Origin of the sequence: Epilithonimonas arachidiradicis, assembly GCF_003610695.1 — a bacterium.
In the GTDB taxonomy this organism is placed as follows: domain Bacteria; phylum Bacteroidota; class Bacteroidia; order Flavobacteriales; family Weeksellaceae; genus Epilithonimonas; species Epilithonimonas arachidiradicis.
The window spans coordinates 56,821-73,923 of sequence record NZ_RAQH01000007.1; the positions used below are offsets into that span (position 1 = coordinate 56,821).

The window sequence follows — 17,103 nt, forward strand, 5'->3', positions numbered from 1 at the left end:
AAACATCATTATGAAAAAAATAGTATTTACCCTTTTTATAGCCAATGCGCTTAGCGCACAAAGCATTTCCCTGCTAAAAGATATCAATCCCGGTGCAAATCCATCTACGCCGGCAGAATTTTTTAATTACGGTGATAAGCTGTACTTTAATGCCAGCAATCCTACTTACGGTAATGAACTCTGGTCCACAGACGGAACCCCGGAAGGTACAAATCTCGCTTTTGATATAAATCCGGGAACTCCCAGTTCTTTACCGATCTCTCTGATGAATTACAATAACAAACTGCATTTTCTAACAATGATCGGTACGACAGGTCTTTATTCCTATGATAACGTCGAAGGTGCGAAGCTTGTAAGCTCGGGACTTTCCACTGCCGCAAATCTTTTGCAGAGCAATGGAAAGATCTTTTACAGATTAAATAATAAATTATGGTACTTTTCTGATAACGCTATACATGATATCAGCACGCCCGTTGTTATTACCGGACAGATGGGCGCTGTCAACGGCAAAATTGTAATGGCCGCATCCGCAGTAGCAGGCGTTAACAATGCTCAGATATATGTGTATGATGGCACATCGGTTTCTCTTCTTAAAACAATTAATCCTAATACAACTTCCAATCCTCAGAATTTCTTTTACAGCAGCCAGCTAAATACTTTATTCTTTTCGGCTGGTTCTAACACATCTGGATTTGAACTCTGGAAAACAGACGGAACAACGGAAGGTACTGTAGAGGTAAAAAATATTAATCCGGGCACATCAAACTCTTTCCCTGGGAACTTCCGACAGGTTGGTGACAAGGTTTTCTTCAGTGCCAATAATGGATCCAACGGTACGGAACTTTGGATAACAGATGGCACCGAGGCAGGGACGAAACTGGTTAAAGATATCAACCCCGGTTCTGCGGCATCCAATCCCAGCAGTCTGACCGAACTGAACGGTAAGCTCTATTTCCTTGCAAATGATGGTTCCGGCGAAGCAAGGCTGTGGGAGAGTGATGGAACAGCGGATGGAACTAAGCTTACTTTGGAACTTAAACCGGGATACGCCAATTTTGTTCTTGGGAAGATGGAAGCATATAATGGGGCTCTTTATCTGTCAGCGAAACTCAACGTCACGAACGGACAAGAACTTTACAAGATAGAGTTTCCAACTCTTTCTGTCTCTGACATTAACAAAAAAAGCGAAATGGTTTATCCTAATCCTACCACTGGCGATATTTTCTTCAGCGGAAAAGACTATGTGAGCTATGACCTCTACGACCTGAACGGGCGTCTTCTGAATCAGAATGTTAAAATCAACGGTAACAAAACGCATTTATCAGTTCCTAATGGAAACTACATCCTGGTAGTTAAAACCAATGAAGGAACTGTTAACACCACTAAATTAATTGTAAAATGAAAAAAACTCTAGCAACTATAGGATTGATGCTCTTTAGTGCCAGTTTCACGACAGCAAACGCACAGAACATCAATTTCACAGACGAAAATTTCCTCGAGTATATCCTGCTCTATACCGGTATTGATACCAATAATGATGGCGAGATACAGGTGACCGAAGCCGAGGCGTACACCGGAGGATTTACTTTTACGGGAAACATCAAAGACGTTCCGGAGGTCAAGTATTTCAAGAATCTTACCTCGCTCACCATCAATGGTTCGAATGTTGCAAATGTCGATGTAAGAGCTAACAAGGAAATCAATCAAGTGCGGATCAACAATTCTCTCCTCACCAAACTGGATCTGTCACAAAATTCCAAACTCTTAGCAGTAGACATTAGCAAATCATCGTACCTGAAAGAATTGACCTTCGGCTCACATCCTCAATTGTCTTATATAAGCCTTATGTTCAACGCGATAGAAGCATTGAATGTTACTGGATGTCCGAGATTGACCTACTTATACTTCGCATCCAACAAAGTATCAAGTATTGACCTCACTCAAAACCCAAGACTTGCGGAATTAAACACAGCAGCCAATCAGATCTCTACGCTTGATGTGACAAAAAACACGCGTCTGACCTACCTCAACGTAGGCCTTAACAAACTTCAGCAGATTGATGTCACCAATAATCCTTTGCTGGATACTTTTATGATTCAGGCCAATCCTATAACATCTATTGACATCAGCAAACAACTTTACTTAAGGCAATTTATAATGGATGGTACGCAAATACCCGTAGTCGACTTGACCGGTCATTCTATGTTGCAATATTTCTATGCTAATTATTCGCAGCTGACCGAGGTGGATGCTTCTACAAATGGAGACCTGATTTATGTTAATGCGATTGAAAATCAAAAGATGAAATTCATCAATGTGAAAAACGGAAACAATAAAAACGCCATCGGTTTTTTTGCACATACAAGCCCGAATCTAAAGTGCATCCAGGTGGATGATGTGGCCTACAGCTCCAGCCAGACACTTTGGCAAAAGGATGCGACAGCGGTATTCGCTACGGATTGCAGTAATATTTTGGCCACTCAGGAGGTAGGAAGCACAGCAAAAATGTCTTTCTATCCCAATCCTACATCAGGCTATCTGTTCCTGAAAACTGAAGTCAAAGATGCTACTGTTTTTAATATGGCGGGTCAGAAAGTGGCGAGCTATCAGAATGCCAAGATGATTGACATCAGCCATCTTCCGATCGGTAACTATATCATCAATTTTACCGATGCAACAGGCAAAATATCATCACAGAAAATCATTAAAAATTAATTTTTGGTCTAATGAAACTAAATCATAAACATACATTTAAAATTACTATAGCAGCAATTTCCTTGTTTGCGGGCACCGTGATGCAAGCTCAGAACAGCGATAAGGTTATCATAGAACAATATCTGGCTGCTGGCAAAACAACTTTTGGTCAGACCTTTGACATTATTCATTCCGAGGCTAAAAAAGATTCGGAGGGCAAAGTTGTTAATATCCAGCAGACATACAAAGGTATTCCGGTTTACGGTGCTATTTCGTCTGTGTTGATGCGAGGCAACACGGTGAAATATATGTCTGACAAATTTATTTCCGTATCGGATAATGTTACTGCTGCCAAGCCTTCTGTAGATGTTGCCAGAGATTTCTCGGCCATTTTATCATCAGCCGATCTGAAAGGCGACAAAAGCGATTATACCTTCGAAGGACGAAAAAATAATTCAGTATTATCTAAATTAGTTTATTTTCCAACAGAAAAAGGACAACTGCAATTGGCTTATGCCATCAATTTCTTCGAAAAGGGAACTAACAATTATTGGGACATCATCATAGATGCAGTAACAGGTGCTATTATTGGCAAAACGAATCTCACAGTATCTTGTCAGTTTCACGACCATTCTTTTTCTTCTGAACATCAGTTGGATAGTATTCATTATAATTCTGAAAAGCCAACAGACCAACAAACTGAAGAGCACAAGTCTGCACTTGTAGATAATGCCTCTTACCGTGTGTATGCATTTCCAATCGAATCGCCTAATTTTGGTCAGCGCACGTTGGAAACCAGCCCGTGGTTTCTCGATGCTTCTCCATTAGGATGGCAAAATGACGGTGACGAAACTTATAGCATCACGAGAGGAAATAATGCCTACGCCTACGTAGACCTCAATGGTTCCAATGCATTTGGACCTAGTGCCGATGGAGGGGCACAGAAACTTTTTGATTTTCCACTAGATTTGAATCAGCCAGTAACTACCTATGCCAATGCTTCTATTACAAATCTTTTCTACGCGTCCAATAAGATGCACGACATATTTTACAAATTTGGATTTGATGAAGCGGGGCGTAACTTTCAGTCAAATAATTTTGGAAAGGGCGAACCTTACACCGATTTCGATCCTGTTTTATCAGAGGCCAGAGACGGCTCCTCCCTTAATAATGCCAACTTTGCAACTCCTCCGGACGGCTTTTCTCCAAGAATGCAGATGTATCTTTGGAGGTACGGCTATTTGCTGAGCTACAATGCACCAAGTGATTTGGTGAACAGAAAACCTGCTGCAGGCTATAATGCTGACTTTGGAGGTGCCTTTCCAATAAACTCACCATTAACCGGTGATGTTGCAATAGCTACACCTGCAGACGGTTGTACGAACTTGGACAATACCAATCTGAACGGAAAAATTGCACTAATCCAGAGAGGAACCTGCAACTTTGATGTCAAATTCAAAAAAGCACAGGACAAAGGAGCGAAAGGTGTTATCATATATAATCCTACTCCGGGTCAAACGATCATCAATATGAGTGGTACCGATACCACTGTAACAATCCCCGGAATCTTAATTGACAATGAGGAAGGAGAAATCATCAAAAGCAAAATAGACCAGAATATTAATGTAAATGTCAACCTGAAATACAATACTTTCGATGTAGATGGAAGTCTCGATAACGGTGTTATAGCACACGAATATACGCACGGCATCTCTACAAGAAGTACAGGTAACGGCTACAGCTGTCTCAATGCCGCTTATGCCAATGAACAGATGGGTGAGGGTTGGTCCGACTTTATGGCACTAATGGTCACTGGAAAAGCAGATGCCACAGCTGCGCTGCCAAGGTCTACAGGAAGTTTCGTAGCGAATCAAGGAGCCGACGGTCCAGGAATCCGACCTGCTAAGTATTCTCCTGATTTTGCCATCAATGATTATACGTATGGAGACACAAACGGGAAATACATAGACACGGGCGGCGGTGCCCTTGCCGTAGATGTTCATGGTGTGGGCTTTATCTGGGCAACGATGCTGTGGGACCTTCATTGGAAATTTGCTGATAAGTATGGTTATTCTAATGACATCGCAAACAATCCAAACTCCGGAAGCGGAAAAGTGGTTCAACTGGTAATGGAAGCAATGAAAATACAAGGTTGCTATCCAAATTTCGTAACTGGCCGAGATGCAATCATAGCAGCGGATGCTGACCTGAACAATGGTCAAAACAAATGTATGATCTGGAGCGCATTTGCCAAACGTGGTCTTGGGGCTAATGCCAGCGCCGGCGCTACAAGAGGAGCGTTGCCTAATGCGATCTCTGACCAGATAGAAGATTTTTCTGTGCCGGCAGAGTGTTCTTTGGGGACTTCTGAAATTACAGTCAATAAGAAAATTTCTATCTATCCTAATCCGGCCAGCAAGGAAGTTTTTATTAAGACCAATGGCGTACAGATTTCCGGAAAGATCAAGGTCTCTATCTATGATATGTCCGGGAAAAAGGTGGATGAACAGTTGATCAATGCTGATGAACCGGTTCTGACCTCAGCGCTTCAGAAAGGTACTTACATTCTGACCGGTGATGGTATTGGTGTTACATTCAGCAGTAAGCTGATTATTAATAAATAAAAGTTATTCCTCAGAAATTATTAGTATGTAAAATCAATACGACTGTAGTTTACAATCAGGAGAAGAGAAGCTGTCTCATTTGAGAGACAGTTTTTTTGTGGAATAATACAACTTTAAATTAGGTTTGTAATTTTAAAGATTTTCTGATCTTTATTTCTTATAACGGAATTGCTAAAAAGGAAGTTTGCTACAAAATTTCTGTAATGGGAGAGCTCAGAGTATGTAGCCTATTTTCGGATTGTAAGAATTTTATCAAAAGTTCAGTATGAAAATAGATTACCTAAGAATATCGACCATAGATCAAATTATAGAACTTCATAGAGACTCACAACAAGTCTGGCTGCGAAAAAAGCAATGAAGATGTTTTACTCTGCGCGATACGTGGAAGACCTGGACTAAAAAATAGCAAAAAGTCTCGAAAGATCTATGGCAACTCTCTATTGCTATATTCCCGCTTTAGGAAAAGGATGTTAGGTTAGGAAAGATATTTTAGGATACTTGATAATTTCTAAACAAAAGATATTATATAGTACTATTATTAAAAAAATTGGATCTCGCCTCACTAAACTCATTGATATTATCGGCAATCCAAAACCAAAGAGGTGTTACCTGTACTAATAATCCTCTGCCTAATGTCGTGATTTCATATTCAACTCTCGGTGGCACTTCGGGATAAATATTTCTCGACACCAATCCGTCCCTTTCTAATTCGCGAAGGCATTTTGTCAACATTTTTTGACTGATGCCGTTAATATGATTCTGTAGATTTGAAAAACGCATTTTGCCATCTATTCCCAGAGCGTGTATGACAAAAAGTGACCATTTGTTACCAACGTGATTCAATACATCTCGTTTAAGTTCATCCTGATCTTTATTCAAAACTTTACAAATGTCGTCCCAAGCTTTTACGATCTCTTCATCTGACATCAATCTTTCCATATTCTCTTATGTTTAAATAAAATATTTTGCTTAAAGATAAATGATTCTGATGAGAAAATTGAGAATAATGAGAATTTTAGAGACTATTATTATTTGAAAATTATTTGAAATTAATGTGGCTATCAATCAAAATACTAACATATAGGTAACTAGCTGACATCATTGTACCTTATTGTTTTACAGGTTTTAACGGTTTAAATTTGTAGAAGAAAAAGGAAGTGAATTGATCAGCAATGAACGAATTTCAATTCCAATACTTAATTTTTTTACAATGAAAAATAAATCAATTTTAATTTTGGGCGCAGGCGAATTAGGAATGCCGGTGATCAGAAATATAGCAAAAAAGGCTAAAAGCTACCATAACGTTACAGTCACCGTACTGCTTAGAGAAACAACGATCAATTCTGAAGATCCTGATAAGAAAAGGAATGTCACAGAGATCCGGGAGTTAGGGGTGGAATTGCTTGCAGGCGACCTTTCCGCTTCCTCTGCTGAGCTTATCGATATTTTCAGAAATTACGACGCTGTTGTTTCATGTACAGGTTATGGAACAGGCGCAGGAGGTTTTCAGCTGAAATTGGCCAATGCCGTACTGGATGCCGGTGTCAAAAGATACTTTCCCTGGCAGTTCGGCGTGGACTTTGAGGAAATAGGACGGGGAAGTGCGCAGGACCTTTTTGATGAGCAGCTTGATGTAAGAGAGCTTTTGAGATCGCAAAGTGCCACAAGATGGGTCATCATCTCCACAGGCATGTTCACCAGTTATCTTTTTGAACCTTTCTTCGGTATTTTAGATCTGGAAAATAAGTCGATCAATGCCATTGGCGGATGGGATACGGCAGTTACATTGACCACACCGGATGATATTGGCCGTCTTACCGCTGAGATCTTCTTTACAGAACCGCAGATAGAGAATGAGATTGTCTATATTGCGGGTGATACAATAACCTACGGAGATCTTGCTGATATTGCAGAATCATTATCAGGCCAGAAGTATGAGCGTACACTTTCCGATATGGGAGAGATCACAGATGACCTTAAAAACGATCCCACCAATTTCGTTAAAAAATACCGTTCGATATTCGGAGCAGGAAAAGGTGTTTCGTGGCCGTTAGAGAATACCTTCAATGGGAAGAACGGAATCCCGACAACCTCTGCCAAACAATGGGCAAAAGATAATATTGACTGGAAATCTTACAATAAGTATTAAGAACACTATAATGAGATTCAACAAATTATAATTGTTATCCGTTAAATTGAATTACAAAGTTTGTTGCAGATCACAGTTATAAAAACGTCATTTTTTAATCCCGGGATTATGTGTCACGAGTTATATCATCCTCAGACAATCAATATGAGGTATAGGACAAAGCCTATAACTCATATTGATCTGATGGATGTTTACTTCTTTACAACCCGTCGAAATAGATCTTTTTGATCTCTTTGACAGAAGCTTCCGCTCCAATTTGCTGACGTCTATCGTAAATAGCCTGTGCCTTTGTTCCTGCAAAATAACGCAACTTGTCTTTTTGGTCGGTTGCTGCTACAAAGATCACTTCCGCAATCTCATCAGGTGAAGAATCGGGTTTGATCATACTAAGCATTTTTTCTTCCGCTGAATCATAATACGGTAGTGCAGTGACATCTGAATTATGGTTAAACAGCTCCGTTTTCGTGGCGCTCGGAGCAACGGTCTTAACACCGACACCAAACATCGATAGCTCTATTGAAAGACATTCGCTCCAGCCTTCAACCGCCCATTTCGTACCATTGTAAATACTGGTGAACGGGAAGCTGGTATGTCCGCCGATGGATGTTATATTGATGAACAGTCCATTTTTATTTTCTCTGAAGTGAGGTGTAAAAGCTTGTGTTACCCGAACTGTTCCCAGAAAATTCGTTTCCACCTGTTTCACGATGTTCTCATCGGAAAAGGATTCCAACGCACCCATCAGCCCATATCCCGCATTGTTCACGACCACGTCGATCGGTCCAAGCGATAAAGCTTTTTCTACGGTCGACCTGATCTGTTCCGGGTCAGTAACATCCAAAGGCAAAAGAATAACATGGTCCAATTGATCAAGTTCCGTTTCCTTTTCAGGATCGCGCATTGTAGCGATGACCTTCCAGCCTCTTTGTTGAAATAATTTAACGGTTGCCTTGCCTATTCCTGATGAGGTTCCGGTGATGAATATTGTCTTCATTTTATAAAATTTTAAATGTTCTTTTACAAAATTACTGGCAAAAAGATATACATTTGATACCTGTATACAAAAGTATACTTAAATTGTTATGACGGAAAAAGAACATTATTTCCAGGAAAAGATCAACGCCATCCAGGATACCATGTTTGTCATCGGCGGCAAATGGAAGATGCCGATTATCCTATCTATTTATCAAGGCAATACAAGATTCAACGAAATTCTAAATTCAATACCGAAGATAACCAACCGGGTTTTATCTAAGGAATTAAAACATCTGGAAGAAAATCTATTGATCGACAGAAAGGTCACAGACGATTATCCAGTCAAGGTAGAATACACCATGACCGACTATGGATTAAGCTTACAGGAAATTGCAAAGCCCCTGGAAAAATGGGGAAGAGATCACAAGAGGAAGATCAGGGAAAAATAATCATATAGAATATAGGTGATCAAAGGTGTTTTGATCAACAACTGAAATTGATCAGAATACTCTTTGTTATATTTCTAGGCGATCATCTGTTAGAGGTGAATAAACAGTCTGTCTTAAAATCCCGGATACTTTTCTGGATTGATCATTTGAAAATTTCTCCTGTGTAGGGTATACGTAAAAATGACAATCAAACAGGCTGTCTAAACTTGTTTGATTTTCGTAATATATTGTTTCAATTCTGTTACAACAGACTTCGGCAGTCATTCTAATTTTGTATCATAATAAGATCAAGATATGGAAACAGACAAAGTATGGTTAGTAACGGGAGCATCCAAAGGAATGGGGCTTTCACTGGTGAGAAAACTTATCGAAAGCGGTTATAGGGTCGCTGCAACAAGCAGAAAAGCGCAGAGTTTAATGGAGGCTGTCGGAGAATTTGACAAACAGCAGTTCTTACCGTTGGAAGTAGATCTGACAAGCGGAGAATCTGTCAGCAAGGCATTTGAAAAGACTGTCGGACACTTCGGGAAAATAGACGTTTTGGTCAATAATGCGGGCTATGGCATTGGTGGTGCTGTGGAAGAATTGAACCAAAAAGAGATCACGGACAGTTTTGATATTAACGTCATGGCTGTGATCAAGACGATGCAATCGGTCATGCCTTACTTCAGGGAGCAGAAGTCAGGAAATATCATCAATATTTCTTCTATCGCAGGATTTGCCCCGGGAATCGGTTGGGCTATGTACGCCGCAACAAAATATGCCGTAACAGGACTGTCCGAGGTCATGGCAGAAGATGTAAAAGAGTTCGGTGTTAAGGTAACGGTGGTAGCACCAGGTGCTTTCCGGACCGAGTTCCTTGAAGAAAGCTCCCTCGTTTTCGCTGAGAATAAAATTGAAGGATACAATGCGATCAGAGCTTCACACCAAAAATACGCTGCTATGAACGGAACGCAGGCCGGAGATCCCGACAAGCTGGCCCGTGTCTTGATCGATCTCGCTGAAAATCCGAATCCGCCCCTACGTCTGTATGTGGGGAGCGATGCCTACAACCGTGCAAAGGACAAGATAAAGTTGCTATCAGAGGAACTGGAGATCAATAAGGATATTTCGTCTTCTACTGATTTTTAAATGATCATCTAAATTAATAAAGCTGCCATTTAAAATGGCGGCTTTTTTTGTTTGATTTTCGTACATTTAGTCAATGGAAAAAATGCAGTCACTGGAAGAATTTTACCAGTCAAAATTTGACAGGGTTCCTGAAAATATCCGTAACGGGGTAGGGCACTTCAATGTCTTTACCATAGATGAGTATATCGGTAAAAATGCTAATCCAGTGGTCTACAGCCGGAAAGATTATTTTAAGATCACCCTGATCGTCGGCCGAAACCGGATCCATTATGCTGACAAGGTCATTGATATCCAAAAGCAGGCACTTTTTTTCACCAATCCGCAGATCCCTTACAAATTTGAATGGATTGACGATCATAAGGCGGGATTCTTCTGTGTGTTTACACCTTCTTTTTTTCATCATTTCGGAAACCTGAATGATTATGAGGTTTTTAAACCTGACGTGACACCTGTCTTCGAGCTGACCGATGAGCAATTGGAAGATGTAAGGCAGATTTACAAAAAAATGCAAACTGAATTGGCCTCGGATTATGCCCATAAATATGATCTGTTGAGAAACCTGGTGTTTGAATTACTTCATTATGCACTTAAAATGAAACCGACTTCAAAAGCTGAAAAACAACAGGCTAATGCTTCTCAGCGGATCACCCATCTGTTCCTTGAGCTGTTGGAGCGTCAGTTTCCTATCGAAGATGCGAGACAGCGGATCAACTTCCGTTCGCCTTCTGAATTCGCCGGTCAGCTTTCCGTTCATGTCAATCACCTCAACCGGGCCGTTAAAGAGATCACTGAAAAAACGACTTCGGAGGTCATTGTGGAGCGTTTGTTACAGGAGGCAAAGATATTACTGAGACATACCGAATGGAATGTTGCCGAAATTGCCTATTCACTGGGGTTCAAAGAGGCTACGCACTTTAATAATTTCTTCAAAAAGAATATGCGGATGACACCGATGCGGTTTCGTGCGATGGATTAAATAACGGAATAAGAATAGCGAGCAATTTGATATGTTGAGTTTATCCAATAAAAATGTTTATAGTCAATATCAGTTGCTAACTTTTACTTTCAGATCAATTTTTTTCTAGGCAACCCAATCTCAAATTCTTGTGGATAAGGAGCGCGAAAAGTCAAGCTCACATCTTCCCGCAGACCATTTTCAACTTCCTTCGCTTTTTCCTCATCCATTGAATATCTGGGATCAGCAATAAGCGGCATCTTTTCCATTTTGGTAATAGTAACGGTAGGAAAATGATAATCTACTTCAACAGTACCCAATAAAAGATAAATTCCACCCTCTTTAAAAGGAAACTTCGAAAGGCTGTCCGGAAAATGAGCTGTATCAAAATAGTCGCCATTGGCATCAATCCAGGTTCCGAAATACATATCATCTCTATTTCCATATTTATTTTTGATAGGAACGTGTTTTCTGGAAATCAGATAAGCTAACATTCTCACCTGCTTCTTATGGTACTTCAAAAGATCTTTAACCATTACATCGCCTCTGTATTTGATCTTCAATAAATCGAAAATAGAATAAGACACAGGAAAGCCCAATATTTCAATTTCGTCGAACGCATCTTCAAAAGGATTTCTTTCTATAAGAGGTAGCTGATAATCTTTTTGAGGTTCTTCAAATAAAGAGATCATCTTAGTTTTATGTTGATTTTTTGACAAAAGAAACCTTGCATCGATCAATAGCTCGTGTTTCTGTTTGCCTGTGAATCTGAAAGCCCCGACAAAAATAAGTGTCTGTAAAGTTTCAATACCGATGTTGACTCTTTTGACAAAATCTTCTAACGATTTGTAATCACCATGTTCTTTTCGTTCCTGAGGAATAAATAGTTTAACGGCAGCTTCCAACTTCTCAATATGCATCAACCCTAAGTACACATCTGTTCCATATACCGTAGTTTGAAATTCGCTAAGGTTTACACAAGGATTATGAATTTTAGCACCAGCCATTTTGGCTTCATGGACATAAACTTCGGTTCTGTAAAACCCACCGCCATTATTAATTGCGGATACCATAAATTCAATAGGATAGTAGGCTTTCAGATAGAGACTTTGATAACTCTCCACGGCATAGGAGGCAGAATGGGCTTTACAGAAAGAGTAGCCGGCAAAAGATTCGATCTGTCGATAGACCTCCTGAGAGAGCTGCTCAGGGTGACCTTTTTTCTTACAGGATTCGAAAAAATCATCTTTTAATTGTTGCAAAGCTGACAGTGATCTTCCTTTTCCGCTCATCGCCCTACGCAGAACATCACCATTCTCTGCGGAAACTCCGCCATAATGAAGAGCAATTTTGATTACATCTTCTTGGTAGACCATTATGCCATAAGTCTCACCCAGTTCCTTTTCAAACACTTCATGGAAATATTCAAACTGACCGGGATGGTTATGGCGGAAAATATACTCCCGCATCATACCGCTTTGTGCTACACCCGGACGAATGATAGAGGAGGCGGCAACCAATACTTTGTAGTTGTCGCATTTCAGCCGTCTCAATAATCCGCGCATCGCAGGTGATTCGATGTAAAAACAGCCGATCGTTTTTCCAATACTTAAAAACTCATTACATCTAGCTTCATTTTTTGAAATCGCCGTATCTTCAATATCTATGGTAATTCCTCTTTTTTCTTCTATGAGATTAACCGCATCTTTAATCGTTCCAAGACCCCTCTGCGACAAAATATCAAATTTTTCCAATCCTATTTCTTCTGCTGTATGCATATCGAACTGTACAATCGGGAATTCTTTCGGTGGAAATTCCAGGGCCGAATAATTGGTAATCGGTTCTTCAGAAATCAGAATCCCACAGGAATGCATGCTTCTTTGATTAGGAAAACCGATCATCATCTGTTCGTATTTATAGATATCCTGAACAACAGCATTCTGATCATGCTGTTCTTTTGGTTTTTTAGACAGCTGATCCAGTTCATCTTTAGGCAATCCGAATACTTTTCCCAGCTCCCTGAACCTTGATTTTCTTTTAAATTCAACGTTGGTTCCGCAAAAAGCCACGTGATCCTTGCCGTATTTATCAAAAATATATTCCAAAATAGCATCCCGGTTCTTCCAGCTCCAGTCGATATCAAAGTCGGGAGGTGTTTTCCTGTTGAGGTTCAAAAAGCGTTCAAAGTAAAGATCCAGTTCCAAAGGACAGATATCAGAAATACCTAAACAATAGGCAATAATGCTGTTGGCTCCGCTTCCTCGACCCACATGCATAAATCCCATTCGGTTACTGTACTGGATAATGTCCCAGGTAATCAAAAAATAACCACAGAAATTCAACTGATCAATCACGGTCAGTTCTTTTTCAACCCGTTCAACGGCCTGCCTGTTTCGATCAGGATATCTTCGGGCTAATCCTTCATAAGCCAGTTTTGACAGTAATTTAAAATCACTTTCCTTGCTGTCGGTAAAATGCTTTTTATTCTTGGGTGTTTTAAAATCAAAATTAAAGCTGCATTCAGCTACAATGATTTTGGTGTTTTCAATGATCTGGGGGTAGTCTGTAAATTGATCCAAAAGCTTTTTCTTATCGACAAAGGATTCATTGTTTCTGCAATGATCCGTTTCAGCCAGTTTTGTAAAGAGCGTATTGCCATCGATCGCACGCAGCACTTTATGAAGTTCATATTCTTCATCCGTCTTAAAAGTTACCGGATGAAGGATAACCATTTTATGGATGAAAGATTTGAGTTCTGGCTTGACCAACAAATTCAATTCATCATGCCTGATACCTATAAATTCGTGTTCCAATAATACTTCAGGTATATTCTGCAAAGAATAGATGACGAAACAATTTTCCAATTGAGGATTAACCTTAGGAATCTCAATGCCTTCACAATTATAATCAGTCAAAAGTCTGTTAACTTCACCAATCCCTTTTGGGTTCTTCGCTAAGCAGATATAATGCTGTTCATTCTCGACCCTGATATCAACACCGACAATCGGCTGAATACCTCTATCTTGGCACAATTTATAAAACTGGTAGATCCCGGTTACGGTATTAATATCGGTGAGTGCCAAAACCTTCAGCTGATATTCCACAGCCAGCTGAACCAGATCTTCAACAGAAATAGTCCCATAACGAAGGCTATGATAGGTATGACAATTCAGAAACATAATGTATCTATTCTATTGAGTTAAAAAGCCGGAAGCCCTTCCAAGGCTTTTAGCACCAAAACGGTCTTTCATTTTATCCATTGCCTGATATAATGAGATCAGCTCTTCGGTATCTTCAAAAAGATCCATCTGATGACTTCCGTGCACCAGTCCTGTAAACCTGACCCCGACCAAACGAATTCTCATTCTTCGGGTATATACTTTTTTAAAAAGCTCAAGGACATATTTCAGCAAGGTATGGTCTGCTGAGGTATACGGAACTTTGCATTGTTTTGTTTCCGTATCAAAGTTGGCATACCTGATTCTTACAGAAACCGTTGAGGTCAGCCATTTCTCATGTCTCAGCTGGTAGCATAGCTGTTCCACCATCCCGGAAAGAATGCTTCTGATATTCTGAACATCGATGGTATCTTCAGCAAAAGTCGTTTCAGTAGAAATCGATTTCCGCTCCGAATACTGAACTACAGGATTCAGGTCAATTCCATTGGCTTTCTTCCAGAGTTCCGTTCCGTTCTTGCCAATCAATTCCTGAAGAACATCCACAGGCATCTTGGACAAAGTTTCAATCTTTCTAACACCTAATCTTGAGAGCAGTTCAAAAGTCACATCGCCCACCATGGGAATCTTTCGTACGGATAAAGGATTTAAAAAAGGCTGTATAAATTGCGGTTTTAATTCTAATTTTCCGCTAGGCTTGGCTTCCCCGGTTCCGATCTTTGAAACGGTTTTATTGGTTGACAATGCAAAACTAATAGGCAAGCCTGTGTTTTTTCTTACAGCTTCTGCAATTTCTGATGTCCATTGATAGCAGCCGAAGAACTTATCCATTCCGGACAGATCCAAATAAAATTCATCTACGCTTGCTTTTTCCATAACAGGAACTTTTTCCTGGATAATTTCAGTCACCAAATGTGACATTTTGGAATAATACTCCATATCACCTTTGATGACCTGCGCTTCGGGGCATAAACGCAAAGCCATCCTTAAAGGCATGGCAGAACGGACACCGAATTTCCTAGCTTCATACGAGCAGGATGCCACCACACCACGATCCCCGCCACCTATGATAACAGGCTGTTTCTCCAATACAGAGTCTCTTAGCCGTTCACAGGAAACAAAGAAGGTATCCAGATCCATATGTGCAATTGCTCTTTCCATTTGACAAAATTATTACGATTTGTAGCAAAAAATTGTATATTTGTTGCTATAATTTATAGCAATGTCAATTTTATCAGAAAACATGCGGTATTTAAGAGGTAAGCTTAATCTCTCACAACAAAAGGTAGCTGATGATCTCTTAATCACCAGAGGCAGATACGGTAAATATGAAGATGATGCCGCATCACCTCCCAATGAGATCTTAATCAAAATCTCAAAATATTATAATGTCAGCATCGATTTACTTCTGACTATTAATCTCAGCAAATATTCTATCGATGAGATTATGGAATTGCCGGACAACAGGATTGTGCTGCCCATCAGGGTCGATCATAATGGAAACGACCAGATCGAGATCATTCCACACAAAGCTTCGATGGGATACTTGAACGGTTACGGCGATCCGGAATACATTGAAGGTCTTGATACGATCTCCTTACCCTTCTTAAAAGGCGGAAAGTTTAGGGCGTTTCCTGCTGACGGAGACTCAATGCCACCCTATAAGAACGGCACCTACATCGTAGGCAAATACGTTGAAAATCTTTCTGATCTGAAAACAGACCGGACGTATGTTTTCATCACCACCAATGATGGGATCAGTTATAAAAGATTCCAGTTCCACGAAGCAGATGGAATTTGGGTGAAAGCAGACAATAGTTTCTACGAGCCTTATAAAATTCCATTACCTGACATTAAAGAGATCTGGGAATTTGCCTGTAGTATCAATACCATAGAATATGGAGCTGATGAATTTGCAGAACGCAATATTCAAAACTTCATCACAGAGATCAAGACCGATATCAGACAGATCAAGGAAAAAATGGGAGAGAAGAAATGAATTTATTTGAATTAGGGCGAAAAAAGTTATTTAATACGATATTTAGCAGAAACTACAATGACTCAGCTTGAAGGATAGCAATGTTGATTTCAAATGTTGTGATATGCCAGAAGCTAACTCGCTTACGATTGGAATAATGGCGGTTCTTGCACAGGAAGAACGTTTGCTGATAAGTAAGCGTACTATTGATGCATTGCAAGAACTCAAATCTAAAGGTGTAAAACTTGGCAATCCTAAAAATCTAACTCCAGAAGCCAGAAAGATGGGAAGCGAGGCAATGAGGTTGAAGGCTTTACAAAATGAGAACAATCGCAAAGCAACCGCTCTCATCGTTTCATTACGAAATGCAGGCAATAGCTACAACAAAATAGCAGATGAACTCAATAAAAGCGGTTTCAAAACTAGCAGAGGTTGTGAGTTTAACTCATCTCAGGTTTTAGTATTATATGATAGATTCTTGGAAACTCAAATAGGGGTTTAAAATCTTTTCAAACTTTAACAGCAAAGGGATAACCCCATTTGAAGAACAAACGGTCTACATCCCATTAAAAAGTGCTAAATTCCGGATGTAAATTTATTTTAAAAATCACTCAAAACACCTATGGATAAGTGAATTTTCGCTGATACGAAATTTTTATGAGAACAGTCTTTGTTATTTCAATAGTACATTTCTTCTTAAAAATAATAAAACTATCGAAACTTAATTGCCTTCTAATTACTATCCTACAAGTTAATATTTTTCTATATCTTTGCGCAAATCTGGTGAGCCGTAAAAAGCACTTAAAAGGGAATCCGGTGAAAATCCGGAACAGACCCGCTGCTGTAAGCTTCACATCAAAAGTTTTTGAAGATAATATCCACTGTCCGCCTTGGCGCGATGGGAAGGATTTCAAAAATGAAGTAAGTCAGAAGACCTGCCAGAAGTTTAACGTTTGACGCTTTCGTGGAATA

13 protein-coding genes and 1 riboswitch are annotated in these 17,103 nt (G+C 39.8%); of the genes, 9 read left to right on the forward strand and 4 right to left on the reverse strand.

Annotated elements, in window-relative coordinates; genetic code table 11:
* Positions 1-10 precede the first annotated feature (10 nt).
* The 3 genes from BXY58_RS11755 to BXY58_RS11765 are packed head-to-tail and all read left to right on the forward strand — an operon-like array spanning position 11 to position 5,318.
* A complete protein-coding gene (locus BXY58_RS11755; protein ID WP_120214055.1) occupies positions 11-1,402 on the forward strand; it encodes an ELWxxDGT repeat protein in 1,392 nt (463 codons plus the stop codon).
* Positions 1,399-2,715 carry a T9SS type A sorting domain-containing protein gene (locus tag BXY58_RS11760; RefSeq protein WP_120214056.1) on the forward strand — a complete coding sequence of 439 codons (1,317 nt, stop codon included), beginning with the start codon at positions 1,399-1,401 and terminating at the stop codon, positions 2,713-2,715. Before BXY58_RS11755 ends, BXY58_RS11760 begins: the two co-directional genes overlap by 4 nt.
* Positions 2,716-2,726: 11 nt before the next feature.
* Complete coding sequence (locus tag BXY58_RS11765) at positions 2,727-5,318, forward strand: T9SS-dependent M36 family metallopeptidase (RefSeq protein ID WP_120214057.1); 2,592 nt, start codon at positions 2,727-2,729, stop codon at positions 5,316-5,318.
* A gap of 522 nt (positions 5,319-5,840) precedes the next feature.
* Here BXY58_RS11765 and BXY58_RS11770 read toward each other — a convergent pair.
* Positions 5,841-6,257: a winged helix-turn-helix transcriptional regulator gene (locus BXY58_RS11770; RefSeq protein ID WP_074234339.1), complete on the reverse strand. Its 417-nt coding sequence runs from the start codon at positions 6,255-6,257 to the stop codon at positions 5,841-5,843.
* A 271-nt stretch (positions 6,258-6,528) separates the two neighbouring features.
* On the opposite strand from BXY58_RS11770, the gene BXY58_RS11775 reads away from it, so the two are divergent.
* Complete coding sequence (locus BXY58_RS11775) at positions 6,529-7,467, forward strand: aromatic alcohol reductase (protein WP_120214058.1); 939 nt, start codon at positions 6,529-6,531, stop codon at positions 7,465-7,467.
* 199 nt (positions 7,468-7,666) lie between these two features.
* On the opposite strand, the gene BXY58_RS11780 is transcribed toward BXY58_RS11775, so the two are convergent.
* Positions 7,667-8,461: an SDR family oxidoreductase gene (locus tag BXY58_RS11780; RefSeq protein WP_120214059.1), complete on the reverse strand. Its 795-nt coding sequence runs from the start codon at positions 8,459-8,461 to the stop codon at positions 7,667-7,669.
* A gap of 88 nt (positions 8,462-8,549) precedes the next feature.
* Here BXY58_RS11780 and BXY58_RS11785 point away from each other — a divergent pair, with 88 nt between their 5' ends.
* The 3 genes from BXY58_RS11785 to BXY58_RS11795 all read left to right on the forward strand — a co-directional run bounded on the left by BXY58_RS11785 (position 8,550) and on the right by BXY58_RS11795 (position 10,998).
* Positions 8,550-8,891, forward strand: coding sequence for a winged helix-turn-helix transcriptional regulator (locus BXY58_RS11785; RefSeq protein ID WP_120214060.1), 342 nt, complete (start codon positions 8,550-8,552; stop codon positions 8,889-8,891).
* Positions 8,892-9,185: 294 nt separating this feature from the next.
* On the forward strand, positions 9,186-10,022 hold the full coding sequence (locus tag BXY58_RS11790) for an SDR family oxidoreductase (RefSeq protein ID WP_120214061.1): 837 nt from the start codon (positions 9,186-9,188) through the stop codon (positions 10,020-10,022).
* Positions 10,023-10,104: 82 nt separating this feature from the next.
* Positions 10,105-10,998: a helix-turn-helix domain-containing protein gene (locus tag BXY58_RS11795; protein WP_229728445.1), complete on the forward strand. Its 894-nt coding sequence runs from the start codon at positions 10,105-10,107 to the stop codon at positions 10,996-10,998.
* Between the two features lie 89 nt (positions 10,999-11,087).
* Here BXY58_RS11795 and BXY58_RS11800 read toward each other — a convergent pair whose 3' ends face one another.
* Positions 11,088-14,156: a DNA polymerase III subunit alpha gene (locus BXY58_RS11800; protein WP_120214063.1), complete on the reverse strand. Its 3,069-nt coding sequence runs from the start codon at positions 14,154-14,156 to the stop codon at positions 11,088-11,090.
* Between the two features lie 12 nt (positions 14,157-14,168).
* A complete protein-coding gene (gene dinB, locus BXY58_RS11805; RefSeq protein ID WP_120214064.1) occupies positions 14,169-15,314 on the reverse strand; it encodes a DNA polymerase IV in 1,146 nt (381 codons plus the stop codon).
* A gap of 61 nt (positions 15,315-15,375) precedes the next feature.
* On the opposite strand from dinB, the gene BXY58_RS11810 reads away from it, so the two are divergent.
* Both BXY58_RS11810 and BXY58_RS11815 read left to right on the forward strand, forming a co-directional pair.
* On the forward strand, positions 15,376-16,152 hold the full coding sequence (locus BXY58_RS11810; RefSeq protein WP_120214065.1) for an XRE family transcriptional regulator: 777 nt from the start codon (positions 15,376-15,378) through the stop codon (positions 16,150-16,152).
* Between the two features lie 103 nt (positions 16,153-16,255).
* The gene (locus BXY58_RS11815; RefSeq protein WP_120214066.1) at positions 16,256-16,633 is read left to right on the forward strand and encodes a serine integrase family protein; all 378 of its coding nucleotides are present in this window, start codon (positions 16,256-16,258) and stop codon (positions 16,631-16,633) included.
* Positions 16,634-16,895: 262 nt separating this feature from the next.
* Positions 16,896-17,088, forward strand: a riboswitch (cobalamin riboswitch).
* The last annotated feature ends 15 nt before the right edge of the window (positions 17,089-17,103 follow it).